This window comes from Pseudoalteromonas sp. OANN1 (genome assembly GCF_024124685.1).
Classification (GTDB): domain Bacteria; phylum Pseudomonadota; class Gammaproteobacteria; order Enterobacterales; family Alteromonadaceae; genus Pseudoalteromonas; species Pseudoalteromonas piscicida.
The window spans coordinates 175,975-202,204 of sequence record NZ_JAMXSE010000003.1 but is presented as its reverse complement, the minus strand read 5'-3'; the positions used below and the strand labels follow the sequence as shown (position 1 = coordinate 202,204).

Genomic DNA, 26,230 nt, shown 5'->3' with positions numbered 1-26,230 from the left:
ATAGATATACTACAGTTAAAGCAGAGCATTAGGACTTTTAAAGCGTATTTTACTATCGCAGCTTGAGTGCGCTTTTACCGTCTTAACCGCGGATATTTTTATATGAATCGGCTTTACGTTGAGGTAAGGAAATAACATGGATTTGAACTCATTTGAGTCATTTTTTAATAGCGCGTACATGCCGCATGGTCATTGCTATTTGTGGCAACCTCACTTGCTATGGACCAATGTTATCTCCGATATATTGATAGCCGCCGCCTACTTTTCGATTCCCATGGCGATTATGATTTATGCAAAACAACGCCCTGATGTTGGCAGAAATTGGGTCTTTGTGTTGTTCTGTAGCTTCATCACCTTGTGTGGACTCACGCACTTAATTGGCGTTTATACCGTTTGGCATGGCGCTTATGGTATTCATGGCATTTCAAAAGCAGTCACAGCGTTTATCTCAATGGTAACGGCGGTTTACCTTTTTAGACTGATCCCAAGCGCCGTCGCAATCCCAACCCCCAATCAATTCCATGGCGTAACCGCAAGGCTCAAACGTATTACCGATGAAAAGCAAGCGCTTCATTCGCAACTCGACCAACACAGAGTTACCGAGTTTATGCTCGATGCCTTACCCACCAGTACCTTGCTGCTTGACCAGCTACTCACTGTGAGTAAGTGCAATCCTTATTTTTATCGCGAGCTTGGGTACGACACGCCAGATGCATTAATTGGGCTGAGATTACACGATATCGTCAGTTTGGATGATCCGTTCGACAGCTTAGAGTCCATTAGCCAATCTCTACTTAACCAAAACGATTACAGTAAAGAAGCACTGTGCCATGTGAAAGACAAATTTGGCAATCAAATCCCGATGGAGATGCGCTTAGTACAAGAACCCCATGACGGTGCTAATCTCATTTTAGCGGTGTTTAATAACCTTTCGTCACTTAAACGCACAGAGCAAGCACTCGCGGAGTCCACCGAACAAATGAAGCGTGCAATCGGGGCAACCGAAGATGGCATTTGGGAGTGGAACGTTGTCGACAACAGCGTCAGCTATTCATCTCGTTTAAAAACCATGATAGGTAAACGCGACGACGAAAAAGTCACCTATGACGACTGGTTTGCACATATCCACCCAGACCATCAGGGCAAAGTGCAAGATGCCATAGACCATCACTTTGCCACCAAAGATCAATATTTTGTAGAGTACTTAGGGCGAGACAACAAAGGAGAATACGCGTGGTTTTCCGCCGTTGGCAACAGCCAATTTGACGACCAAGGTAGAGCTGTGGTGATGTCTGGGGCACTAAGAAATATCCATCAGAAAAAATCTCTTGAGCTGCAAATCGCGGAAAAAAACAAAATTCTCAATGCCATCTACGAAGGCGCAAGTCAGGCTATTTGGCTATTAAAGGTAGAAGAAAACCAAACATTTCGAGTGCTTGAGTACAATAAGTTTGCCTGTCAACGCACAGGCGTAAAACTCGACCAAATACTAGGTAAAACCCTCCATGAACTCAGAGGTACAGCGTTAGAGGCTGAGCTAGTAGATAGGATTGAAAAAAACTACCAACTTTGTGTTGAGATTGCAAAACCCGTAGATTATACCGAAATGGTACCCTTCAAAAATAAAGAATATTGGTACCAAACGACTCTTTATCCACTTAAAGACGGTAAAAACCAAGTCGAGCGAATAGTCGGTATCGCTGTTGATATTACGGCGCGAAAGTTCGCAGAAAAAGAACTGGAAGACAACCAGCGCTTTTTACAGCGAATGATAGACTCAGCGGTATGCGGCCTTTATCTCTACGACTTAAAACTCCACAAGAATACCCGGATAAACAAGCGTTATACTCAACTCCTTGGCTATACAATTCAAGAATTAGAAAGCACAAATTTAGAGCTGTGTTTTCATGAAAGTGAACACGCACTCGTTTACGAGCATATTGATGAGGTGAGAGCTAGCCAAGATGGTGAGCTTATCCCAATAAAGTATCGCTTTAGACACAAAGAGGGGCATTGGGTTTGGTGTTACTCTGTCGATACCGTGATCACTCGAGATCACAATGGCGAGCCAGAGTTGATGCTGGGTACTTTTGTCGATATGACCGAGCACACCGAATTGCTATTACAGCTGCAAGAATCTAACGCACACCTTGAGCACTTTGCCTATATTGCTTCTCATGATTTGCAAGAGCCACTCAGAAAGATCACCGCTTTTTCAGACAGTTTGGCGCAAAGAATTACGCCAGATTTAAAAGACTACGACGATGCAAAGTTTGAAATAGAACGCTTGGTAGATGCCAGTCAACGAATGCGGATCATGATCCAAGACCTACTCAAGCTATCACGCTTGCATTCCCATGAGTTGAAGCTACAAACAACCAACCTCACTTTATTGTTAGAAGATATCTGTGAAGTGATGAGCTTTAGTATCGAGGAAAGCGGCGCAGAAATTAAGCTAGAGAATGGTGAATTACCTATCGAACTTGATCCCTCGCTTTTTCTTCAAGTGCTGCAAAACTTAATCAGTAACAGCATTAAGTTTAAGTCACCAGAGGTTACGCCCGTAATCCAAATTTACGCCAGCCAAACCGGCCATGAAACGGTGATCCATTACAAAGACAATGGGCTTGGGATCCCAAAATCTCGACGTCAGCAAATCTTTGAACCGTTCAGGCGTTTTGGTACTACACAAGAGTATGGCAGTGGTATTGGACTTGCGCTGTGCCGACAAATCATAAAACTACATGGCGGCACGATAAAATGCCTACAAAGTGACGATGGCGCTTTATTTGAAATCATACTGCCAAAAGAAGTTAAGGAGTAATAATGGAACTGTTATTAGTTGAAGATGATCCAGATGATGTCTACTTTTTTAAAAGAGCATACAGCAGTCTTACCAATGCGCCAGAGCTTAAAATTTTTTCTGACGGTCATGAGCTGCTGCATTACCTCGATTCTATCGCAACCTACGACCAAGTTATTTTACTGGATTTAAACATGCCAAAAATGAGTGGCTTTGAAGTCATGGAAGCTTTAAAAAATGAACAGGTTGCCGATAAATTAATAACGGTGTGCTATACCACTTCCACTCACCACAGTGACATTCGTAAGGCATATCAATTGGGTGCTAAGTCATACATTACCAAGCCCGGACGCTTGAGTGATTTAGAGTCGTTGATCAAATTAATCAAGCAGTATTGGTTTGACAATAACTGTGTCGTGCAAGGGTAACTATGAATACATGGCTGATTTATCTACTTGAAGATAACGATGAAGATGCTTACTTAGTTAAGCGCACACTTGCAAGTACTGATGGTAGACAAAAGTTTAACGTTAAACACTTCAAAAATTTAGAGCAACTTGAAACCGCCTTAAACACAGTTAAGCCAGAAGCCATCCTTATTGATTTGAACATCGATGAAAGCCAAGGTCTTACCACGCTGATTAAAGTAAAACAATTGCCCATTAGCGCCCCAATAATTGTGCTAACTGGGGTATCTGAAACGCTGTTTGGCGAAAAAGCCATTCAACTTGGTGCGCAAGATTATATCCCAAAACACGAAGTGAGCGGCCCACTGCTAGCACGTACAATAACCTTCTCAAAAGAACGCTACGAAATGCAGCGGAATCTAGAGAACCTGGTGGTGATGGATAGGCTCACTATGCTACATAACCGTGGCGCATTTGATAGCGAACTAGAAAGAGCAATTAGTGAATCAGAGCGATATGGTCATGGTTTCGGTGTGTTGTTTATTGATCTCGACAACTTTAAACCAGTCAATGATCAGCTTGGTCATCAAGCGGGCGATCAATTATTAAAAATACTGTCGGCAAAACTTAAAATGTATAAACGTGCCTCGGACTTTGTCGCACGCTATGGTGGTGATGAATTCGTGGTTATCGCCCCTCACCTAACCGAAAAAAATCAGTTACGGAAACTTGCTCAGCATAAGTATGACTTGCTCAGTGATAATTACTGTCTCCAAGATGAAAGCGCAAATATCCGCGAAGTAAAGCTGGACTTAAGCATTGGCGCTGTGATTTATCCAACTGACGCAACATCAGCCGAAGAGTTAGTTGCTAAAGCAGATAAAGCCATGTACCACGCTAAGACAAATCAATTACCGTATGCGTTGTACTCAGATGCGGGACTCTCAACAAAGCAGGAATAGCGGGTACTATTCAACTCTATCGTGCAAGTATTGCCTATCAGACTTTCGCCTAACATGTTTGCGCCTTTCAACGAAAGGCAAAACATTACTTCGTTGTATTCGACGCTCTCCACCTTGCCTTTCTTCAAGCAACTCTTCTAGTTGAGACAGAGTAATTTGCCTTTTCATAGCAACCTCCACATCACATTACTTTCTTTTCTATAGTCGCTTTTACACTAAACCCCAATTTATCGGATAAGAAACATATGATCCACATCAATAAAAACCACATTTTAAACTTTTATTTTACAAAATAATCACAATTTAGTATAACTTAATTGAACAAAAAACAAACAAAAAGGATACAACATGAAACGCCACTATCTATCAGCGTGTTTAGTCGCGCTCCTCTCACATCAGGCAACTGCTGCTGGTCAACATGACTCAGTAGCTATGCCTGAATTTACTGCTGAACACATCAGTGCCTTACCTGTTTCAAGTGTAATGGCAGTAAACCCTGAACTGTTTCTTTTCAGCAATGCTTTACAGCAAGTTGATTGGCAGCAGGTGCTTGATAGCACGGCACCGCATTTAAGTGATAAGCTCGAAGTGATCTTGCACTATGCAGGATATGCCAGCATCAACCCTAAGTTATTGCTGGCACTAATGGAGCTTGAGTCAGGTGTGGTAAGCAATCCTGATAAACACTCTCTCTCAGCACCGTTTGGTAAACTTTCTCATGAACAAGGGTTTGATGCGCAAGTAAAAGATGTAGCGCTTAATCTAAGTGCGAGATACTACGCATTCCAAAAACTTAGTGATGAAGGCAAAGCCAAAAAGTTACCAGCGGTAAACGAAGCAACTGTCGCACTTGCTGATCTGACACACGCATCGGCAGATGCCCTATTCAATACATACGAAGCGTTATTTAACGGCGAGTCGTTGGCATTAAAAGCGGACAACAGCATCGCTTTTAGTGAGCAGGCATCAACACAAGCGGTATCAGCTGCTAGCTTTAGCATGAGCTTCCCATGGCCATCCGGTTACGCTTGGTATAGCGGTGGTGCACACTCAAATACCGGTTCTGGTTACCCTTACTCATCGCTTGATTTTAATAACGGCTCAGGTGGCTGGGGAAGTAATACACCTTGGGTTCAAGCAGCGCATGGCGGCACAGTGACTCGTTACTCAGCTTGTAATATTCGCGTGACTCACTCAAGCGGTTATTCAACTCAGTATTATCATATGGAAAGTTTGCAATATAACACTGGTGATGTCATTTCTGCAGGCGCTTGGCTTGGCCGTTATGCGGATGATAAAGCAACGGCATTGTGCCAAGGAGGCCAATCAACCGGTCCTCACGTTCACTTTTCGCTGCTGTACAACGGTGGGCATATTTCACTGCATAACTGGTACATCAGCGGCTATCGTATAGATGTGGGTAACTCCAACTATGACGATAACTGTAATCGCTTCTTCTTTGAGAAGAATGGGTATCGTACTTGTGCATGGCGTGCGTTATATAAGTAACGTGAACTTGCACAACCATGGTATTAGGCTCAACTTTTTAGTTTGAGCCTAATAAAAAACTTAAAATTTTTGTAAAACAAATGTATATTAAATTTAATCAGGAATAAAAAAGGATTTAATACTTCTATGTTTGCAAAGGAATATTCCAATAACTCGCTAGCATGGCAAGATCGAGCGTTTTTTATTCTGACTCATGCTCGAGCCAATACCAGCTCCACCAATTATACTGTGCTTATCAAAGTGCTAGAGACGCTAGGACATACAGTCAAAGTTGATACCCGACTACCAGAGCCTGCGTTGCGTGAACAAATCGCGTTATTTTTGGTGGATACAGAACACCGAGATTGCAATGAACTTATCAGTGCTGAAGTAAAGCTATTGGCGGCTAAACACAAAGTACTGCTCTTTAATGCCAATGAAGACAGCGTTAATGAAAAAACGGCGCTACTTGGCAATGTGAAAGGCATACTCTATCACAATGCTCCGCCAGAGACGTTATTTCAAGGATTAAGCAGTGTGCTCAAAGGCGAGCTTTGGTTTTGTCGCAGCGCCATCTCAGAGGCATTTAGCGAACTGATTGCCGCGATGCCACAAGCATTGCCTAACAGCGACATTATCTTAAGTAATGAAGAGTTAAATATGCTTACCGGCAGAGAAAAGTCTGTGATCAAGCTTATTGCTGCTGGTGCTAAAAACGAAGATATTGCAGATAGACTAAACATCAGTAGTCACACAGTTAAAACGCATATCTACAGCGCATTTAAAAAAACCAATTCACGCAACCGAGTTGAGCTTGCTAATTGGGCGCTACGCCATATACCAATAGTGAGTTTGAATTAAGAGCTGTGTAAAGACACACAATAAAACTGAGATGAAAGAGAAGTAAATTGATGGCTAGCATGGTACTAGCCATCAGCAGAAAATCGTAGGTCTTACCCTTACGCTACACCGTAGCTATCACGGTATGCTTTAACTGCATCCAAGTGCGCATCCATACCACCTTGTTGCTCAAGGTATGTGATCAGATCAGCCAATTTCACGATAGACACCACTTGAGTATTAAAGTCGCGCTCAACTTCCTGAATAGCAGAAAGCTCAGCTTTGCCTTTTTCTTGGCGATCTAATGCGATTAATACGCCAGCAAGATCAGCACCATTAGCAGCAATAATTTCCATCGACTCACGAATAGCAGTACCCGCGGTGATCACATCATCAACAAGCATAATACGACCTTCAAGCGCCGAACCTACTAAGTTACCGCCTTCACCGTGCTCTTTCTTTTCTTTACGATTAAAGCAGTAAGGCACATCTTTATTGTGATGATCGGCAAGTGCAACGGCTGTCGTTGTCGCAATAGGAATACCCTTGTACGCTGGGCCAAACAACACATCAAACTCAATGCCAGCATCTTCCAATGCCGAAGCATAGAAACGACCTAAACGGGCCAGATCACGACCTGTGTTAAACAAGCCTGCATTGAAAAAATAAGGGCTAGTACGACCAGACTTTAACGTAAACTCACCAAACTTAAGCACCTGCTTTTCTAAGGCAAATTCAATAAACTCTTTTTGATACGGTTTCATGTTTTTCCTACTGAGTGTTGATTACGCTAACGCTTGCTTTTGTAGATCAATGATTTCACGAATTGAGTGTTTCGCAAGACCAAGTAACTCATCTAGCTCGTCGAACGAGAACGGTTCGCCTTCAGCTGTCCCTTGTACTTCAATCAGTTTGCCAGTTTCAGTCATGATCACATTCATGTCTGTCTCAGCTTCTGAATCCTCAAGATACTCAAGATCGGTAATTGGCTGACCTTTATAAACCCCAACCGAGATTGCCGCGATCATAAACTTTAACGGGTTTACATTGATCATGCCTTTGGCACGCATGTGAGTTAGTGCATCTACCAATGCCACACAAGCACCGCTAATTGACGCCGTACGTGTACCACCGTCCGCTTGAATCACATCACAGTCGATAGTAATGGTATTCTCACCTAACGCTTTTAAATCAACTGCGGCACGTAATGCGCGCGCGATTAAGCGTTGAATCTCCATGGTGCGGCCACCTTGTTTGCCACGCGCCGCTTCACGGTTGTTGCGCGTATGTGTAGAGCGCGGAAGCATACCGTATTCTGCGGTGATCCAGCCCTTGCCTTGACCTTTCATAAAGCGTGGCACACCCGCTTCTACAGAAGCCGTACATAACACTTTTGTGTTACCAAACTCTACCATTACTGAGCCTTCAGCGTGCATTGTATAGTTACGAGTAAATGTAACCGGCCTGATCTGATTTGCAGTTCTTTCGCTTGGACGCATCCACGTTCCCCCATCATCAAAATTTGCCGTACATTATAAAGGGATCATAGAGACTATGCCACGCGATCCGACTAAAAATAAAATTCACTTTAGGGCTGTGCGGAAATTCGGCTATAATGCCCCGGTTAAACCAAGCTAATTTAGGGACTTTATATGATCCATAGTATGACCGCCTACGCCCGCAAAGAAGTGAAAGGTGACTGGGGCACTGGGGTTTGGGAAATTCGTTCAGTGAATCAACGCTACCTCGAAACCTTTATCCGCGCACCAGAACAATTTAGAGGCTTAGAGCCAGTAATACGTGAACGCCTGCGTAAACACTTACAACGCGGCAAAGTTGAAGTATTCCTAAAGTTCACCGCAAATCCTGCACACGTTGGCCAACTAACCGTCAACGAATCGCTCGCAAAGCAACTTGTTGAAAGCGCAAAGTGGCTACAATCACAAAGCGGCGGTGATATTAACCCTGTAGATATTCTACGCTGGCCAGGCGTAATGGAAGCCGAAGAAGTCGATTTAGACACCGTAAACAGCGAACTGTTAGGTGGCTTTGATGAACTTGTAGAAGACTTTAAAGCTGCACGAGCAAGTGAAGGCGAAAACCTAGAAACCATGCTCACCACTCGTCTTGAAGGTATTCTAGAGCAAGTTGCCATCGTTGAAGGCTACATGCCTGAAGTCACTAAGTGGCAACGTGAAAAACTTTCACAAAAATTAGAAGAACTAAAAACCGACATCGACGAAGGCCGCCTAGAGCAAGAGCTGATTTACCTTGCGCAAAAGCAAGATGTTGCAGAAGAACTCGACCGCCTCAAGTCACACGTCAAAGAAACCCACAAAATCCTCAAAAAAGGAGGCGCTTGTGGCCGTCGTTTAGACTTTATGATGCAAGAATTCAACCGCGAATCTAACACCCTAGCCTCAAAGTCAATCAACAGCGATATCACCAACGCCGCCGTTGAACTTAAAGTGTTAATTGAGCAAATGCGCGAACAGATCCAGAATATTGAATAACACACCGATATTCTATCAGCTTTGAAAAACCGCCTCTCGGCGGTTTTTTATTGGGTTCATTTTATGAAGTATATTAACCTTCATAATTTCGCTAAACTTCAACTGTTATTAGAACAAAAAAGCAACCGCATGATTAACCTTTTCTGTACACAAAAACTCATTGCAAAGCTCCCTGTCAATGAAGGAGTTATACCCGCTTGTTCCGATGCAAAGCTGACTGATTTAAGCACGCCAAACACTCACCCTTTGTCAGATTGGCATGCTAATTTGCTCACAATACAACGCAGAAACTGTGTGCTCCTGATGCATAATCAAACCCGCTTTCCGGTATTTATTATTGGTCTCACCAAACCAGATTTTGCAAAGTTAGATTTTCTATTTGCTGATAGCTTTATGAATACCTTGCTAAAAGTAGGTGCAACTAACCAGCAATTACAAAAAGCAGCTTCATTACTCGGCCCGCTAACAATCGCCAAAGCCAATAACCGTAGTGTGCAAGGGACGATGAATCAAATGAAAGGCGATATAGAACATCAACTTTGGTTCGACCAAATTAACATCATGGATTGTTCGCCTTATAGAACTGCCGCCTGGTTAGCTGAACGCCCTTGTATGGTTAAAGGACAAAAAGACTGTATTTGGCCCATTAAGGAAATGCTCGCTTTATTAAGCTAACGCTCCAATATCAACCTGCTAAGCCATTGCTAACTTAGCCGCGTGTTTCCACATAAACGTCGGCATGGTATTTCGCAACTGCCAAGTAATGTTCATGGGCTGCCTACCAGTGTGCGATACATAGTCAACTTCGCCAAAGTTAACAAATCCTATGGTTTTGCCAAATTCGTCTTTTGCTTGCTCTCTAACAAACAGAAAAAGTCGCTTACCCTTTGCTTTGTGAGTGACATAGTCTAGACCTCTACCATAATCAGGCCTTGCTGAGTTTTGGCTTTGCCAATGGAAAAGCTGTTCATTTATCGCGTAGTCGTGATACATAGTAGTGGGCGAAAACTGCTTTTCGTTTTTATTCAACGTAACGAATAGCAGCTCAATATTTTGCTCTCGAATGCTAAAAACACCTTCTCGAGAATTAGCCTGCTTTTCAAAAGTAGACACACCAAAGCCAACCAATATTTGCTCTCTGGCATAACGAGCCCCAGAATTTACATAATGCCCCAAGTGATAAATACCGTGTGGGCAGGGTTGGTGTGTGACTAAGTGTCGTGAATTAAGACTTTGCCCATACTGCCCCCTTGTCAAAAAGAGAAAGTCTTTTTCAATTAGAACGAACACCACCACACTTTTATGCGCGTAAAAATGTAAAAAACCACACTTTTATGCGCATAAAAGTGTGGTTTTAGTTATAGTATAGGTCGTTAACAATCTTAATTGGCAGGAAATAACAGTGCAGCGTAACTTACTTAACGCCTTAATGGCATGGAAAAACCAATCTGTACGCAAGCCATTATTAATCGATGGCGCAAGACAAACAGGTAAAACCTATCTGCTGCAAGAGTTGTTTGGTAACACCTTTGCCAACATCCTTCGTATCGACTTTCTTGAAAATCCCGCCTACAAAGAAGCGTTCGATGGCTCACTCTCACCTGACGAGCTAATAATGAACATTGAGCTTTTGACCAATCAGGTGTTCAACCCAGAAACCGATCTGCTGATATTAGATGAAATTGGCGAATGTGAGCGTGCCGTTACCTCACTTAAGTACTTTGCCGAGAAAGCCCCCTCCTATTTTGTCGCTGCCAGCGGTTCAAATATTGGTTTGCTCAACACCTTCCCTGTGGGCAAGGTAGAACAATACAATTTACGACCACTGACCTTCCAAGAATTTATTTATGCATCAAACGAGCAAGCGCTGATCAAAGCGTTTGACAGTCAAGCAAGCACACCTGCGGTGCACACTAAATTGATGGATAAACTAACAGATTACTTTTTTACCGGTGGTATGCCGGAAGCCGTTTCTGCTTGGTATCAGTATAAGGATTCAAGCATTCTAGAGCGTGTTGAAAAAGTCACAAAAATTCATGCCGATTTAGTTGAAGGTTATCGCCGCGATTTTGGTAAGTACGCAGGCAAGGTCGATGCTACACTGATTGAATCTGTGTTTAATAGCATTCCAGCGCAGCTATCACTTGTCAGCGATGAGTCCGTTAAACGCTTTAAATTTAAACATGTGCATGAGCGTAAATCTCGTTATAGCGATTTTGAAACCGCGATCCATTGGCTTCATTGCTGCCGTTTAGCTTTGCCAAACTACCCTGTTGAAGGATTGCCAAAATCGCCACTAGCGGCCTATAAAAAAGAAAATATGGTTAAATTGTTTCTATTTGATGTGGGGCTGCTTAATCATATGCTAGGCAGCAGTTATAAAGAGATTAAGCAACAAAGCTATGAATACAAAGGTTACGTGGCTGAAAACTTCGTGCAGCAAGAGCTCACAGCCATCGGCGTTGACCCAAGTTACTCATGGAATGACGCCCGCGCCGAAATCGAATTTATTTTGGCAACCGATGAAGGCGATATCATCCCTGTTGAAGTCAAAAGTGGTAACCGTACAAGGGCAAAATCGTTGGCATCTTATGTTGAAAAATGTGCACCAAGTAAAACTTTTAAGTTAACTGGTACACAAGGCTCATCAGCGTTAGAACAAACCAAAATCGTAATGCCTTTGTATTTCACGCAGTATTTACCTCAGAGATGGTAAAAGCGCGTTGCTTAGCCCCCGAGGTCTACATAAAGTTACTTCAAAGGTAACAATCTGTAGACCTTGATACCTGATATTCGACACTCAGTCTTACCTCAATTGGATACCATAGTATCCATATTGAGCTTATTTCTATTGAAATGGACACCATAATGTCCACTTCAGGTTAGGTGAGTTTCTGCTGACTTATCACTATCACGTAGAACCAGCAAAAAATGGCCAAATTATGTTGACAGAAATCGTGCTCGATAAAGCCCTTCAAAACCTCTATTTTTAAGTCCTAACAGCAGCATAAAAACGGCACTGTTTTTCCGTAGTCATAGCCAAGAAGCACCACTAAGATTTAGTAAAAGCCATAGACAAGTGGTGGGCAGCTTGGTGAGAAAACAGGCATTTTTGAACGGTTTATTTTCGGTAAGCTTTTGAATTTTTTTAATGTTTAGATTACCACTCAATGAGCAAATTCAAAAAAATATATTGAATAAAGCTCACTAACCTCAACAAAAACGCCACCCGAGGGTGGCATTTGTCTTTTACTCTTCTTTATTTTCGAGTGCTTCTTCTCGGCGTAGATAAGCACCGACTTCATCACTACTTGCACGCAGTTGGTGGTTTTGATCCACCGCTCTTGTTTGCTGATTGAGTTGGTACACTTGTGAGGCGTTACCTAAATCACGCTCGCTGGTAATTGCGGCGATGGATTCTCGGTCTTTTAAGAAGCTAATCACATCTTTACGGATGTCGCTTAGCTGTGCATCGTCTTTATGCATTTCTAAAATATGTCTTGGGTGCTCTAGGTTTTTCATGCCCGTGGCAGCGAAGGTCGTTGATACAATTCTCGACACCACTACCCAAGGGGTAATACTGCTGCGTACTAGCGTATTTTCAGAGCGTGTGGAATCGTGAATGCCAGTACCTGTTGATATTTTAGACTCAGTAAATGTCCCTTCACACTTAAAATAAACCAGCAGAGATTCAAACTGCATTTCGGCGTAGAATACGTGTGCAGCATTGTTTAGCATTGACGCAAACGATTTAATCAATAAGCCACTTAGCAGTAAATGTACGGCTACCATCACAACAGCGCTGAATGACGCGATGTTCTCTTCGCTGAAAGCACTAGAAAAATTACTGATATTGGCGCTCGTTATATAGTGGTAAATATCTACTACGGCATAAGCAAAAAAGACGCTTAATCCAAGGGTCACTAGCAGCAGTAAGTTACCACCTAGCAAAGATAAAAACCTAAAGCGTTCGAATGATTTACCTAAATCTAGGGGTAGGACTTTAGGTTGTACTTCTTGGATCATTTCACCTTTAAAGCCACCTTTACCATCAACTTGTTCTTGCAAGCTGGGATCTAGCTCACGATAAACCCGGTTTGGTACTTCTTTATAACGGCGATTAGCCATCACCAAGTTGTCGAGGTTAATAAATATCTCGTTTGGATGTACTGACTCTTGCCAGTTTTCTCTTAACTCAGATACTTCAACCACTGGATTTACTTTGTCTAAACGCGCTTTAAGCATAACAGCAATAATGGCGCTACAGCCAAGTGCAAGCACGATAACGCCCGTGAGATAAGCCCAAGTGTGAAGACTAGGTAACGGCGCAAAAAAGAGCTCAATATCGGCTTTACTTAACTTTCCTTCATCCATGATGTAAGACAAAGTTAAACCAATCAGGATTGGTAGCACAAAAGAGAGCGAAATCACTTTAGTGAGGGTCGCACTCCCCAAAGATTCAATGGCATGTTCCGCTTTGCGTGAAATCGGTTTAGCCGCGCTATACCAACATGACAAAATATATATCATCAGTAAGGTGCTATAGATTGGGAAAGTCAGCTCCCCAGCATCACCGGCAAAGCCAGAAAGCGATACAAACGCCACCACACCATAAAGCACAAGTGCAGTTAATGTACTCACCCATGCACCAAATAAGCGTTGGCTCATATTTCTGATCGGGTAAGGGAGAAAGAGTAATTTAGGTGCAATGCTGTGAAGTAAACGCGATAAGAACCCTTTCGGTTCTACAAACGTGCTGTTCTTTCGGCCAATCAACATTTCTTCTAGCGTTTTCGCCGCATAAGCCACATCAGTCTTTTCTTGCTGGGCGGTTGAAGTTTCTGATTTACTGAAGTTATAAGCTAAAGAGGTGGGATGGTTACGACCCACAAAAAAACGCAGCGTTGCATATATTCCTTTTGCAAGAGAAGTGATCCCAAGACCTAAAATCAACATGCCAAATAGCATGATGATCCAACCCATACCCGCATCGCTCTTAACTGAGCTGGCGGCAATCACCAGTAATGCAATTCCAGCAATAGTTTGTATTGCACCACGAATAGCAGTGATTTTACCTTCCGTTTTAAATGGGTTTTTAAGCCCTAAATCAATAGAGCCATAATCAAAAGCCACTAGCAGCCTCCTTGTATAAACAGTCCAATGTCGGTGGCTAGGAGGTCGTCTAGTTTACGCAGCGTCCAGCCACACCTTTCAATTTCTGCAATACTCTGCACAATAACTTGTTAAGTTGCAACGAGTTTCGTTTGAATTCAAAGAAGTTCCCACTTACTATTATCAAATCGTCTAACTTCGTTACAATTAGGCGAAATAGACAGAAGATAAAGCCACTCGTTTTCTACCAATTGTTTTACAACTGGGTGTGCTGTCATGATTCGCTCTAGTGCTTCGGTTGGTGCTTGTACGATCACACTTAGACGTTGTGGGGTATGCATCCATTCGTCACCATTGTGAACGGACTGCATTGGCAGACCAATTCGCAAATCTCCACCATTGCCTTCAAACACTCCAATTCTGCCCCCCACTACATTGTGCAATACCTTGTTACCACTACCGTATTTGTGAGTATCGGTTACCGAAGCGTTATATTGCATATTGATCCAGTTAGTGACGAGCATAGGGGCGGTTAAAATAGCAGTTAACTGGCTAAAGTCTTGATCTTGCTCGGCGCTGTATTCGTGCAAAAAGACTCGACCTTGCAGGTCAATCCCCTGCGTAACTTGTCTCGGCGCAACCACAAATGCCGCATTGTTGGCAAGGCCCCATTCCGGCCTAACTTGAGACCAATCTTTAGTACGGGCTATAAATCGCTGCTCTAATTGCTGTTCGGATAACGCTTTACCAGTTATCGCAAGCGTATGGGCGCGCTCTACTCGAGCCAGATGCGCTGCTTGCTTTAACCAGCGGGTTATCTCTATATCTACATCACCATAGAGGATTATTGTTTCAGTGGTGGTATTATGTAGCGCTGCAACAAACCGTGTTTGCGATGGAATAGTGGTGCCCTGCGCAATTAATTCTGCGCGTACAGCTTGGTCATTAAGAAGTTGCGCGAGTACTTTAACATTTACTTCCCCCGACTGGCCGCCACATGCACCACATTGCAGCCCGGCTTCATGTAAATTATTGGTGGTATGCGCTCCGTGGCCAACCAATAGGACTGTATCAGCAAATTCAGTCAGTCCCATTCCTTTTAATATGCCAGCTGCGAGTTTAGCTTGCTCCAAAACAGTAACTTCTTGCTCGCCTTGTTTTAACTGCCACTTCCTTGAATCAATATGGCTATCGACGGGGTGCTGAGTTTTTTGCAATGAAAACACTTTGCTAAATAGCTGATAAAAGTAACTCATCCCCATCGACTCCACCATCGAAAATGAAGCCGCAGCAGAATGAGACCAGCTATGCCAACGACCAGCTTGCTGCCGTTTTGTGGCAAGGTGCTGGGGTGCGGGCGTTTGTATTGCGGTGATTGGTGCTTTTAATAATCCGGGTAACTGTGGCCGACTAAAACGGCAGTTAGTCGCATGATAATCAATCGGTAGGCCAAAAAATCCAGCATAACCTATGGTTTGAATGCCTGCGTTTTGAGTTTCTAACGCACGGCGGATCACCTCTGAGCGCACATCAATACAAAAAGCCGCTTGTAAGGTCGGTGTGGCTTGCTCACGAGCCCCCTCAGATTTTACCTGTTGAGTCTTTAGCTGCCCCACTAAAGTGGCTTGATAACTGAGCTCGAGTGCCCGCTGAAATACCAGGCGCGGCAACAATGCTTTTTTATGTTCAAGCACAATCTCAGCAAGTTGCTGCTTTTGCTTGTTCCAATGGTATTGAATACGGGTAAAGGTCGTTGGATGGCGCTCACTCACATAACGCCAAATCACCAGCTCCCACGCCATTCGAATGGCCAATAACGCACGCATATCGGAAGCCGGATGCTGAGCAAGATCGGCTTGCCAGCGTTCATAAGCCGCCCAAGATGCCCAACCATTAATATCTGATAGGAGCATGTGCGCATAATCACTCAGCTCATTAAAACCAATCCCTAAGGTGTCAACAGCAAGTGCAATTAAAGACTCAGGAGACGTTGGCAAAGCCTTAAAGTAATCCACTAAGCCCGATTCCCCCATGACGATGCTTATTCCCAAATCTCGTGATACAGTTTCATGCCAATGACGATACAAACAGAGTCTCTCTTCACCTTGGGTTTGTTTGAGAATAGGCTGCACCTGCTGATAATGCGCGGCGCAAAATTGGCTAATTTGGTGGCAGATCTCCTCCTGCCAAGGCATCTTATGCTCAGAGCGATAACGGTCAAGCAAGTCCGCTAATGTATGCCAATGTGGCAACTCGCCACAGTGACTTTTTTTGAGCCAATTAAGTAGCGTATTGGTGCTGCGATCCACCCCGTAATGTGCCGCAGATTGCTGCAACGCTTGCTCTGAAATCGCCTCTTGCTGCCATTTTTCTAGATAAAATGCCACGGGCATCAGCATTCTAACCTGTGCCAACGCACTCATTTTATTGACCACAGCATCAAAAGGCAGATCGCGCATTCCCCAAAATGGATTCACTGCGATCAATTGATCGAGCGGCCAAGTTGGCGCAATACGTGTTTCAGCGCTCAGTAATTGTTGCTGTTGCGGCTTGGATAGCTGAGTCTGTTTGTTATTTTGTATGTCTATCATTACTTCTGCTCCTCGTGCCCTGCAGCATAGCGATGAATGGCTAGGTGTTTCTGCTTTTTAATACTTGGTAAATGGACGGGCCAAAGTAGTATGGTCAATCGCGTCATCCACTCGTCTAAATACAGCCCGGCATACAACACCCGAGAGAGTTTTTGCACCGTTACCAAATGTGCGCGGTAATAGAGCAGATAATTTACTACGATAAGTACCACTACTAAGCTAAGCAACCAAATATCAGCACCATCGAGTGCTTGCGCTCTAAGATAATTTGGTAGCGCGACCACCAAGTGCAATAGCCACTTTTGCGCACTATAGGCTGCCAATAACACAACGGCTGCGGTGATAATTCTAAAATAGCTACTAGGGGCTTGCGCCTCAAAACGCAGCGCTAGCCACACCGTTAATGCGCCAACCATTAATCCCCAAATACTGATAGGACCTTGATATTCAATGACAACTGCAGCTGCTGTTGTGAGGCCAGTTGCCACGAAAAGTGCAATGAGCCATTGCCACAACGGCGGTTCAAGCTGGTCACTCAAGCGACGAGTCAAATCTTCATGGATCCACTGGCTTGAGTTTAAAAATGCGTGGGCCTTGTAGGCTGAATGCGCTAATAAGTGCAGCAGCGCTAATTCATAAAGTCCCAAAGCACACTCCACTAGCATCAGCCCCATTTGTGCACAGGTTGACCAAGCCAAACGCACTTTTAAACTGATCCGCGTTGTCATGATAAGTGCGGCCAATAATGTCGTTATTCCTGCCACGATTAAGATCAGCCATTTCGCAGCTTCTACACGTAAAATCAAAGGACCAAACATCATCACCAAAAAACCGCCCAAATTAATGATCCCTGCATGCAGCAAAGCACTCACCGGTGTGGGCGATTCAACCACTTGCATCAACCAGCCATGCACTGGCAGTTGCGCGCACTTTATCAGTGCCACAATTGCAAGTAAGCCAGCTGCAGATTGCTCTAGAACAGTCAGTGTCGTTGCGTGAGTTAAGTAATAGTCGGTGATGTCATTAAGCTGGAGCATGCCAGTGCTGAGGTAGATACAAATAAAAGCCCCAAGCAATGCACTTTCTGCCAAGCGCGCCAAAATAAACTTTTTGTGTGCGGCCAATGCCGCTCTCGGGCGGTTAGGATAAAACAGCAGTAGACGATGGAGACTCAAACTAATGCCGACCCAAGCCAACCAAAATAGGATTAGGTGATTACTAAGCACCACAATAGTCACGCTCAGTAATGTGGTAAGTAGATAGCGAAAATAGCGGCCCCGGTGTTTTTCACCATGTAAATAGTGAATGGAGTAACGCAGTAAAATAAAGCTCATAAAGCCAATTAATGACACCACGCTAAGCCGTAAAAAGTTTATTTCAAACAGGCCACTAGCAATATCACCTTGCGTTGCCCAACTCCCCCAGCCAAGAGCGATACAAATTGCCACACCGATGGCAAAACCGTTCGCGATACGAAATAACCCAGCGTTACTACGAGACGCTTTGCTCATGAAAGACGCCGCAATCAAAAAGTGTAATAGCAACAGCACCACTAAGATATTAATCATCGCTTTCTATGGTTCTCACCTAAGTATTGAATTAGGTCATTATTCCAACCTTTTTAATTTAATAAAAATAGATATAATTTAACTATTCGTTCTATTTTACTTATATATAGATGAGCCGACTTAATTATCACCACCTTTACTACTTTTGGCAGGTTGCCAAGCTCGGAAACCTGACTCAAGCAGCTAAAGAATTGCATGTTTCGCAATCTGCGCTTTCTGCGCAAATCAAACAGTTGGAACATAATGTCGGAGTATCGCTATTTGAGCGTGTAGGCCGTAGCCTAATGCTTACCGATCAGGGTAAAAAGGTATTAAGCTATGCCGATGATATTTTTACCACAGGGCAAGAGCTCGAAGCCTTGCTAAGCAAAGGCGTACAGTCAACTACCCACGTAACTATTGGGGTGTTGACCACATTGTCACGTAACTTTGTAGAAGCTTTTATTAGCCCTTTGATGCGACGCAGCGATGTACAATTTAAGTTAAAGTCAGGCAGTATTTCAGAGCTACTCAACGGCTTAACTAATTATGAGCTGGACTTAGTGCTTACCAACCGAACAATAAATCTAGATACGTCAGATCCCTATTGGCAGTGCCAACTAGTAGCCAAGCAACCGCTGGCGATCATTGGTCCGCCTGCGCTCAAGCCAAGCACGCCATTTCCACAAGGCTTTGAAAAAACACGCTGGATCTTGCCACCTGCCAACTCAGATTTACGCACCGCATTTAATGCACTGTGCGCTCAGTATCAGTATTTCCCCAACATTTTGGCAGAGGTCGACGATATGGCGATGATGCGACTACTGGCACGAGACAGTGGCGCGGTGGCTGTTTTACCAGCCGTAGTAGTAAAAGACGAAATAGCCCAAGGGGTGCTACAGCAATATCAGGAACTACCTAATATTTATGAGTATTTTTATGCGATTTCAACACAGAAAAAGGTTGTTCCTGAAGCGATTAAAATACTACTGCAAGAAGCGCGTGATAAGCCCGCACATTTTTAAGCGCGCTGATTTTCATTCACCTGAAAGTATTAGAAAATCACGATTTATTTCTGTTTTTTAACTTAACCCATATTAACGTAAGAAAATTGGCCTAAGCACTTGACCAATTGATGTTTATTTAGCAAGCTGAAACTATAGGATAAAAATTCGACGAGGCAGTTATCGTGTTCAAGCTTGCGCACAATGGCAATATCTTAATGGATGTGAAGTCTGCTTCACCGCCCAGTGCTGCGTTTGTGATTGAAGCCCTTGAAAAGTCACAATTTGCCGATTGCGAAATCGATCACGACTCGATTAATGCCTTTTTCCAAAGCGACTTCCCCGAGAGCCAAATCGTTGTTGCTAAACAACATGATGCTGAATTTGAAGTCACCTTAAGTGACGATAAAATGCAGGCCTTTGGGCAACTTAAAACGGCTCGTGGTGGTAAAGCGATATCATTAGAAGAAGCGAAAAAAGCCATTGTCAAAGCTGGCGTCAGTCGTGGCTATAAGCAAGCTTACCTAGAAAATATCCTGCGCAAACAATTTGAACTTCCACCAGGTGAAGAGGCATCTGGGCTAATCGCCCAAGGCCGACCCCCACAAGACGGCCAGTCAGCAAAATTACTGCCGCACGTACAAACTTTAAAAGAAAGGCTCAAGCAGCCTAGAATGCGTGAAGATGGCACCGTTGATATGCGTGACTTTGGTAAGCTTGCAAGCGTTGCACCGGGAGATTTACTGGTCACTCAAAAGCCCGCAACGCCAGGTAAAGAAGGCTTTACGGTTAGCGGTGAAAGTATTGAAGCAAAGCCCGGCGAATCGTTCCAGCTTATGGCGGGTGAAGGCACCGAGATCAACCCCAACAACCCACTAGAGCTTATCGCAACTATCGCAGGTTGCCCCTCAGATATCGCCAATGGAATGCGCGTAGATGACGTATTTACGATTGCCGATGTCACAGTAAAAAGTGGTCATGTCGACTTTAATGGCAGCGTCATAGTCACTCATAATATAGAACCTGGTATGCGCGTTACCGCACAAGGTGATATCACAGTGCTCGGCACGGTGGAATCTGGAGAACTTATTGCAGGTGGTCATATTGAAGTGCGAGGTGGCGTGATTGGCCACGTCGACCATCAAAATAATGAGCAAGGCTTAACCTGCAAGCTTATCGCCAAAGGCAATATTGAGATTGCCCATGGACAATATACTTACCTTGAAGGCGATAACATTATTATCAATAAGCAAAGTAACCACTGCGATATTAAAGCACAAAAGCTGATACAAGTTGGCACTGGCGATCATCCAAGCGGCAAGTTAATAGGTGGTTCAATCATAGATGCGCAAATGGTGGTTGCAGGAGAGATTGGCAGTGAATCTGGCGCTAAGATGATGATTTATCTTGCACGCAAAGGTCTTAAAATCACCCAAGAAACCGACACCCTGTTCAAAGAAGTCGCCGCCACCAATGATGCCCTAGATCAACTACAGCAAGCGATTGAAAAAGCAGAGTTAGTAAAAGACGCCGCTAAAAAGCAACAACTCAAAACTAAAATTGGTGCGACACAGATGCACTACTGTCAACAAGCCGAGCACCTTGAGCAAAAGCTCAGCCAGCTTGATCACGACTTACACGATCTACTCGAGAACACGAAACTTGCAGCAAACAAAGCGCTTCATTCAGGGGTTGAAATCCATATTTTTGACCGCGTGTATAAAACAACCCGCAGTTATCCCCCTTGCTCAGCAACACTGCAAGAAAACCAAGTTAAAATAGACTTTAAAACCGCAGGTTCCTAGCCTGCACTTTGCTCTAGCGCTGACATTTAGAGCAATACACTGTGCTGCGTTGCCCTAGACGTATTTCTTTTAATGGCGTTTCGCAGCTTACACAAGGCTCACCTTTGCGACCATACACCAGCAATTCTTGGGCAAAATAACCCGGTTTACCATCACTTTGAGCAAAGTCTTTGAGTGTCGTTCCCCCTTGTTTGATAGCTGCACTTAAGGTTTCCTTGATGATCGGTGTCAGTAATTGGTAGCGTTTAAGTGAAATTTTACCAGCTTCTTTTTTGGGGTGGATCCCCGCTTTAAACAAAGATTCGTTGGCATAAATATTACCCACACCAACCACCACATGATTATCCATAACAAATTGTTTAATCGGCTGCTTTTTGCCTCTGCTTTTTTCAAATAAGTACTCTGCAGTAAAAAGCTCGGTCAACGGCTCAGGACCCAGCTTTTCAAAAACGCTATGATCTTCGCCCGCACCTTGCCATAAAAAAGCGCCAAAGCGACGTGGGTCGTTCAATCTGAGCGACTTACCTGAGGCCAGAATGATCTCCACATGATCATGCTTTTTTAGCGGCTCTTTGCTATCAACAACACGCAAGTTTCCTGACATCCCCAAATGCAAAATCGCAGTGCCATGCTTGGATTCGATAAGCAAATATTTTGCCCGTCGCTTAACCGCAAGCACCTTCTCACCTTCAAGCAATTGTACTTCTTCTGGTACAGGCCATCTCAGCTTACCATTGTGTACTTTTACGCTTTGGATAATATGTTGCTCTAAATACGGTTGAATACCTAAACGGCTCACTTCGACTTCTGGTAACTCAGGCATAATTCACTCTATTACTGTGTGGTTTGTGGTATTACAATTCTATCGGTAGAAATAATGCTTTGGCTTGCACGCTATCAAGCTCAAACCAGCGCTGTTGCTGTTTATCAAATAATACAAAGCCATTATCGCTTCGATACAGTTGGTAGCTAAGCGGAAGCTCTTGAGTTGCCAGCCAAAACTGCGCAGCGCTCAGCGCTGGCTCCAATTGCCTTGGCGCCTCAACAACCAATAGCTGTAAACTTTGCCACTTGGCGACAAGCGCACGTAAGGCATCTTCGCTAAAGGTCTGGTTTGAACCTTGCGGTAACTCTATACGCCAGCTTGTACCAATGCGTTCAATTTTATAGCCAGGAAATGCCACAGTTAAGACAAAGCTTTGCTCTGGTAGCACAGCTTGTACCTTTGCTTTATCGTCACTGGGGTTCAATTTATAGTGGAGGCCGTTGAGAAAAAAGATCATCAGTAACATGGAAAAGATCACCACGTTATTCCACGCCTTACGGCTCATTTGAATCATACCCACCTCCTAAGCGTTTGAACGGTTAGTGTATAATACTAATTTGCATTTATACATGCTCAATTAGTCCTTGCTCGCCGAGGCTATTTCGCCTAATTCAATAATCTGTCATAGCCGCACCCTATCTACACCAAATTGCGCATTTACACTATTTAAATGACAAGTTATTTTGCTAGAATGTGGGCAAAATTTTAAGGAGTTCCGTCAATGGCAATGTATGTAGTGGGTCATAAGATCCCTGATTCAGATTCAATCTGCGGTGCAATCGCACTTGCTTATTTAAAAAACCAAATTGGTGAAGAAGCAATCCCAACGCGTTTGGGTGAAGTCTCACCGGAGACTCAGTTTATTCTTGACCGTTTTGGTTTTGAAGCACCAGAGCTTAAGATGAGCTATGCTGGCGAAAATGTGTATATCGTTGACCACACTGAAAAAACGCAAGCACCAGACGACATCGATAAAGCAACTGTAGTTGGCGTAGTTGATCACCATAAACTAGGCGACCTTACAACTTCAACACCACTTGAGTGTTGGATCCGCCCTGTTGGCTGTAGTAACACGATTATTAAAATGATGTACGACTTCTACGATGTAGAAATCCCAGCAAACATTGCTGGTATCATGATGTGTGCAATCCTAAGCGACACAGTCATCTTCAAATCACCAACTTGCACCACTGCGGATATCAAATGTGTTGAAGCACTTGCAAAAATCGCGGGTGTTGATGATGCTAAAGAGCTTGGCATGGAAATGTTCAAGGTGAAATCAGCAGTTGAAGACACACCAATTCGTGACCTAGTCATGCGTGATTTCAAAGACTTTAACATGAATGGCAACCTTGTTGGTATTGGCCAGCTTGAAGTGGTTGATCTTGCTGTATTTGATAAGATCAAAGATGAGCTACATGCCGACATCGCAAAATTAAAAGAAGAAGGTAATCGCCACAGTGTGATGCTGCTACTTACTGATATCATGAAAGAAGGATCACAAATGCTGATCGCTTCAGATGATGAAGCGATCATCGCAAAAGCATACAACGTTGAGCCTGAAGCAAGCAAAGTATGGTTGGACGGCGTACTGAGCCGTAAAAAGCAAGTTGTACCACCATTGCAAGACGCATTCGCTGGTTAATACTGCTCGCCGAGACGAAAGTCTCGGCTGTTTTTATGCTGCACCTCACTCCGGGTATATTCGCCTCCTTTGTCAAATACTTGAATGCCGCGCGCCATTCACATCACCTTATTCAAATCAACTTGCCCGTGAGCGACTGTATCGCACAAGTCGGTGACAAGACGCTATTTGGCCCGAGCGTAATTGCAGGCGGCGTAGAGCATAGCTTAAAAATGACCTCAGGATGGGTAATATTAGTCGAGCCAAAAAGCTTGTATGGTAAGCAACTACAGGGCAATAACTGCGCAGCAATCAAGATAAATACTGCACCAAAGAGCAATGCCAAGCTTGCCGAGTTAATACGCACAGTAGGACTTACCGAGCTACCGACAACAGATTTAGATCCACGAATTGACCGTGTATTGGCACAATTAGATGCGTGCTTTAACGCACAAACTTGCCTTAAACCCAGTCACTTCAGCGCCAATACGATTGCCGAGTCACTTTATCTCTCGCCAAGTCGCTTTTTACACCTGTTTACCGAGCAAGTGGGGATAGCATGGCGACCTTATGTGCTGTGGCGCAGGCTGATCTGCTCGGTTGTCGCCATACAACAAGGCAACAACCTTACACAAGCAGCCATGCTTGCGGGGTTTGCAGATAGCGCTCATTTAAGCCGTACATTTAAACGGCAGTTTGGCATTACACCGACTGAGGCATTAAAAACACAAACTTAGCCAGTTTATTCAAGCTTAGTTACCTAAGTTGCATCACACTGCTACCAAAATAGGAGCATAACCATGAAGCAATTTTTAGTAACTACCCCTTTAGTTGATTATCAACATTCAGCGATCCAAAGTTTAATAGAAGCAAAAGGTTGGCAGCAACTTGATACCATCACGGCAGCGGAGCAAATCTATAACTTCGTCAAAGACGACATCGAATTTGGTTATAGTGAAACAGATACACTAACTGCAAGCCAAGTACTTAAGCAAGGTTATGGCCAGTGTAATACCAAAGGAACGTTACTGGTTGCACTGCTAAGAGCTTGTGGTATTCCAACACGAGTTCATGGATTTGAGATAGCCAACAGTCTTAAACAAGGGTTAATTCCTACCCTACTGACGTGGTTTGCTCCAAAAAGTATTATCCATAGTTGGGTTGAGGTTTATTTAGAGGAGCGCTGGGTAGAGCTTGAAGGTTACATAATAGATGACGGCTACCTTAAACAGGTTCAGCAACAGTTCTCAATGGCAAAAAACTTTACAGGATTTGGTATTTCCACTCCCTGTTTGCAGCAACCCGATAATCGTTTTTCGTTAAATGGTGCATATATTCAAAAGCAAAGTATTACACGCGATCTAGGGTTTTATACAAGTCCAGATGCGCTTTATCAGCAACACAAAAATCTAACTGGCATCAAGCAATGGCTCTATGCACACTGCTTTAGACATTGGATAAACCAAAGGGTAAGGCGCGTCAGAGCCGGACGCTTCAACTAACTTGAGCCTGCAATAGCAACTTGGCTGCGATTGTGGTTGGTGTATTCAACACCACCTTTACTGCGCGGGGATCACGCAGTTGCGGCCTGCAGCTTTGGCTTGATACACCGCGTGATCAACGGCTTTTAGCGAGTGACCAAAAGGCAAATTAGTATTGACTTCAGCAACCCCAAAGCTTGATGTAATGGAGATCTTCCCTGATGGCGTAGAGATAACCGATTGTTCTATTTCTTGTCGCAGGCGCTCGGCGATCACCATCGCTGAATTTACCGGCGTGTTAGGTAACAGCACAATAAACTCTTCTCCCCCTAAGCGACACATACAATCTTCTAACCTCAAGGTATTTACGCAGATCTCAGCAAAGCTTTTTAACACTAAATCACCGGTTTCATGGCCATGGTTATCGTTGATTTTTTTAAAGTGATCTATGTCTAGCATCATCATACTAAATGGATGATCAAAGCGTGCATGACGACTGATCTCACGTTTTGCGTTATCCATTAAAAAACGTCGATTACTCAATCCAGTGAGTGGATCTTTAAACGCCATGTCAGTGAGTTGCAGCTGTAACTGCCATAACTCTTTAACCAGTAATCGGCGACTGCAGCAGTCCGCAATCATCTCCGCAAACGCGATTTCATCTTTGTGCCACGTACGTACGCCATTATTCCCCTCACAGCACACCACTCCGTGAGGAATACCATTTTTAAAGATCACCGTATCTAACATGGTTACTATGTGGTTTGGGGTTAAATAACACTCTTGAAATTCAGACGTTCTGGGATCGGCAGCAGCGTCATTCGCATCGATCGATTGACCACTGTTGATTGCTGAAAAATAAGCGGGAAAGTTTTCATACGTTAAGGCCGGCAATTGCACAGGTAACTCGTCACCCTGCCAATCTGTGTTAGCAACATTGATAAGCTCAGAAGGTTTGTCGAGATCGTCAAACAACCAAACGGAAACCCGAGTGACGTCTAAGGTAAGCTTACCTTCATCAAGTAAATCAATCAGGAAGCTTTGAAATGTTCCCGATACGTCAAGCTCCTGCGAACTGAGCCGCCGAAGCCTCTGAGTGACATTGCTAAAGTTCTTCAACATAATACGAAGATTTTATTCTTTTCTGCTAGCATAACGCGCCATAATTTTTAAGCATAGTCTTAAATACTAGAATTAACCTATGTTTTGGAATATTTTCACACGATT

22 protein-coding genes and 1 pseudogene are annotated in these 26,230 nt (G+C 43.7%); 13 read left to right on the top strand and 10 right to left on the bottom strand.

The window, feature by feature from the left end:
• Positions 1–136 precede the first annotated feature (136 nt).
• The 3 genes from NH462_RS04250 to NH462_RS04240 are packed head-to-tail and all read left to right on the top strand — an operon-like array spanning position 137 to position 4,172.
• Positions 137–2,824 (top strand): PAS domain S-box protein, encoded by a 2,688-nt coding sequence (locus tag NH462_RS04250; protein WP_253104343.1) that lies wholly within the window; start codon positions 137–139, stop codon positions 2,822–2,824.
• A gap of 2 nt (positions 2,825–2,826) precedes the next feature.
• Positions 2,827–3,231 carry a response regulator gene (locus NH462_RS04245; protein ID WP_253104340.1) on the top strand — a complete coding sequence of 135 codons (405 nt, stop codon included), beginning with the start codon at positions 2,827–2,829 and terminating at the stop codon, positions 3,229–3,231.
• A gap of 2 nt (positions 3,232–3,233) precedes the next feature.
• Positions 3,234–4,172 (top strand): GGDEF domain-containing response regulator, encoded by a 939-nt coding sequence (locus tag NH462_RS04240; protein WP_017217057.1) that lies wholly within the window; start codon positions 3,234–3,236, stop codon positions 4,170–4,172.
• Positions 4,173–4,178: 6 nt separating this feature from the next.
• Here NH462_RS04240 and NH462_RS04235 read toward each other — a convergent pair whose 3' ends face one another.
• Entirely contained in the window at positions 4,179–4,340 is a 162-nt protein-coding gene (locus NH462_RS04235) for a hypothetical protein (protein ID WP_017217058.1), read from the bottom strand.
• A 180-nt stretch (positions 4,341–4,520) separates the two neighbouring features.
• Here NH462_RS04235 and NH462_RS04230 point away from each other — a divergent pair, with 180 nt between their 5' ends.
• Both NH462_RS04230 and NH462_RS04225 read left to right on the top strand, forming a co-directional pair.
• On the top strand, positions 4,521–5,681 hold the full coding sequence (locus NH462_RS04230) for a M23 family metallopeptidase (protein ID WP_253104338.1): 1,161 nt from the start codon (positions 4,521–4,523) through the stop codon (positions 5,679–5,681).
• A gap of 126 nt (positions 5,682–5,807) precedes the next feature.
• Positions 5,808–6,521 (top strand): response regulator transcription factor, encoded by a 714-nt coding sequence (locus tag NH462_RS04225; RefSeq protein WP_045962055.1) that lies wholly within the window; start codon positions 5,808–5,810, stop codon positions 6,519–6,521.
• Between the two features lie 98 nt (positions 6,522–6,619).
• Here NH462_RS04225 and pyrE read toward each other — a convergent pair whose 3' ends face one another.
• Both pyrE and rph read right to left on the bottom strand, forming a co-directional pair.
• Entirely contained in the window at positions 6,620–7,264 is a 645-nt protein-coding gene (gene pyrE / locus NH462_RS04220) for an orotate phosphoribosyltransferase (RefSeq protein WP_017217061.1), read from the bottom strand.
• Between the two features lie 21 nt (positions 7,265–7,285).
• The gene (rph, locus tag NH462_RS04215; protein WP_010377321.1) at positions 7,286–7,999 is read right to left on the bottom strand and encodes a ribonuclease PH; all 714 of its coding nucleotides are present in this window, start codon (positions 7,997–7,999) and stop codon (positions 7,286–7,288) included.
• A gap of 153 nt (positions 8,000–8,152) precedes the next feature.
• Between rph and NH462_RS04210 the strand changes: the two genes are divergently transcribed.
• Both NH462_RS04210 and NH462_RS04205 read left to right on the top strand, forming a co-directional pair.
• Positions 8,153–9,013: a YicC/YloC family endoribonuclease gene (locus NH462_RS04210; RefSeq protein WP_017217062.1), complete on the top strand. Its 861-nt coding sequence runs from the start codon at positions 8,153–8,155 to the stop codon at positions 9,011–9,013.
• A 63-nt stretch (positions 9,014–9,076) separates the two neighbouring features.
• Positions 9,077–9,688, top strand: a complete 612-nt coding sequence (locus tag NH462_RS04205) for a hypothetical protein (RefSeq protein ID WP_253104336.1) — start codon at positions 9,077–9,079, stop codon at positions 9,686–9,688.
• Between the two features lie 18 nt (positions 9,689–9,706).
• On the opposite strand, the pseudogene NH462_RS04200 reads toward NH462_RS04205, so the two are convergent.
• Positions 9,707–10,165 (bottom strand): annotated as a pseudogene (locus NH462_RS04200) (DUF3427 domain-containing protein); the annotation flags it as partial.
• A gap of 250 nt (positions 10,166–10,415) precedes the next feature.
• On the opposite strand from NH462_RS04200, the gene NH462_RS04195 reads away from it, so the two are divergent.
• Positions 10,416–11,729 carry an AAA family ATPase gene (locus NH462_RS04195; protein ID WP_253104335.1) on the top strand — a complete coding sequence of 438 codons (1,314 nt, stop codon included), beginning with the start codon at positions 10,416–10,418 and terminating at the stop codon, positions 11,727–11,729.
• A 533-nt stretch (positions 11,730–12,262) separates the two neighbouring features.
• On the opposite strand, the gene NH462_RS04190 is transcribed toward NH462_RS04195, so the two are convergent.
• From NH462_RS04190 to NH462_RS04180, 3 genes are all read right to left on the bottom strand, one after another.
• Positions 12,263–14,146, bottom strand: a complete 1,884-nt coding sequence (locus NH462_RS04190) for a hypothetical protein (protein ID WP_253104334.1) — start codon at positions 14,144–14,146, stop codon at positions 12,263–12,265.
• 137 nt (positions 14,147–14,283) lie between these two features.
• Complete coding sequence (locus tag NH462_RS04185) at positions 14,284–16,716, bottom strand: DUF2309 domain-containing protein (RefSeq protein ID WP_253104332.1); 2,433 nt, start codon at positions 16,714–16,716, stop codon at positions 14,284–14,286.
• A complete protein-coding gene (locus NH462_RS04180) occupies positions 16,716–18,284 on the bottom strand; it encodes an NADH-quinone oxidoreductase subunit L (protein WP_253104330.1) in 1,569 nt (522 codons plus the stop codon). The genes NH462_RS04185 and NH462_RS04180 overlap by 1 nt, the downstream gene beginning before the upstream one ends.
• 110 nt (positions 18,285–18,394) lie before the next feature.
• Between NH462_RS04180 and NH462_RS04175 the strand changes: the two genes are divergently transcribed.
• Together NH462_RS04175 and NH462_RS04170 are read left to right on the top strand one after the other, a co-directional pair.
• Entirely contained in the window at positions 18,395–19,288 is an 894-nt protein-coding gene (locus NH462_RS04175; RefSeq protein ID WP_010368484.1) for a LysR family transcriptional regulator, read from the top strand.
• 164 nt (positions 19,289–19,452) lie between these two features.
• Positions 19,453–21,072 (top strand): FapA family protein, encoded by a 1,620-nt coding sequence (locus tag NH462_RS04170; RefSeq protein WP_253104328.1) that lies wholly within the window; start codon positions 19,453–19,455, stop codon positions 21,070–21,072.
• Positions 21,073–21,085: 13 nt separating this feature from the next.
• On the opposite strand, the gene mutM is transcribed toward NH462_RS04170, so the two are convergent.
• Positions 21,086–21,895: a bifunctional DNA-formamidopyrimidine glycosylase/DNA-(apurinic or apyrimidinic site) lyase gene (gene mutM / locus NH462_RS04165; RefSeq protein WP_039494310.1), complete on the bottom strand. Its 810-nt coding sequence runs from the start codon at positions 21,893–21,895 to the stop codon at positions 21,086–21,088.
• Positions 21,896–21,926: 31 nt separating this feature from the next.
• On the bottom strand, positions 21,927–22,412 hold the full coding sequence (locus tag NH462_RS04160; RefSeq protein WP_253104327.1) for a hypothetical protein: 486 nt from the start codon (positions 22,410–22,412) through the stop codon (positions 21,927–21,929).
• Positions 22,413–22,619: 207 nt separating this feature from the next.
• Here NH462_RS04160 and NH462_RS04155 point away from each other — a divergent pair, with 207 nt between their 5' ends.
• From NH462_RS04155 to NH462_RS04145, 3 genes are all read left to right on the top strand, one after another.
• Entirely contained in the window at positions 22,620–23,543 is a 924-nt protein-coding gene (locus tag NH462_RS04155) for a manganese-dependent inorganic pyrophosphatase (protein ID WP_253104326.1), read from the top strand.
• 35 nt (positions 23,544–23,578) lie between these two features.
• Positions 23,579–24,259 carry an AraC family transcriptional regulator gene (locus NH462_RS04150; RefSeq protein WP_253104325.1) on the top strand — a complete coding sequence of 227 codons (681 nt, stop codon included), beginning with the start codon at positions 23,579–23,581 and terminating at the stop codon, positions 24,257–24,259.
• 63 nt (positions 24,260–24,322) lie between these two features.
• On the top strand, positions 24,323–25,024 hold the full coding sequence (locus NH462_RS04145) for a transglutaminase family protein (protein WP_253104324.1): 702 nt from the start codon (positions 24,323–24,325) through the stop codon (positions 25,022–25,024).
• A gap of 57 nt (positions 25,025–25,081) precedes the next feature.
• Here the strand turns inward: NH462_RS04145 and NH462_RS04140 are convergent, their stop codons facing one another.
• Positions 25,082–26,125 (bottom strand): sensor domain-containing diguanylate cyclase, encoded by a 1,044-nt coding sequence (locus tag NH462_RS04140; RefSeq protein ID WP_253104323.1) that lies wholly within the window; start codon positions 26,123–26,125, stop codon positions 25,082–25,084.
• Positions 26,126–26,230: the final 105 nt, after the last annotated feature.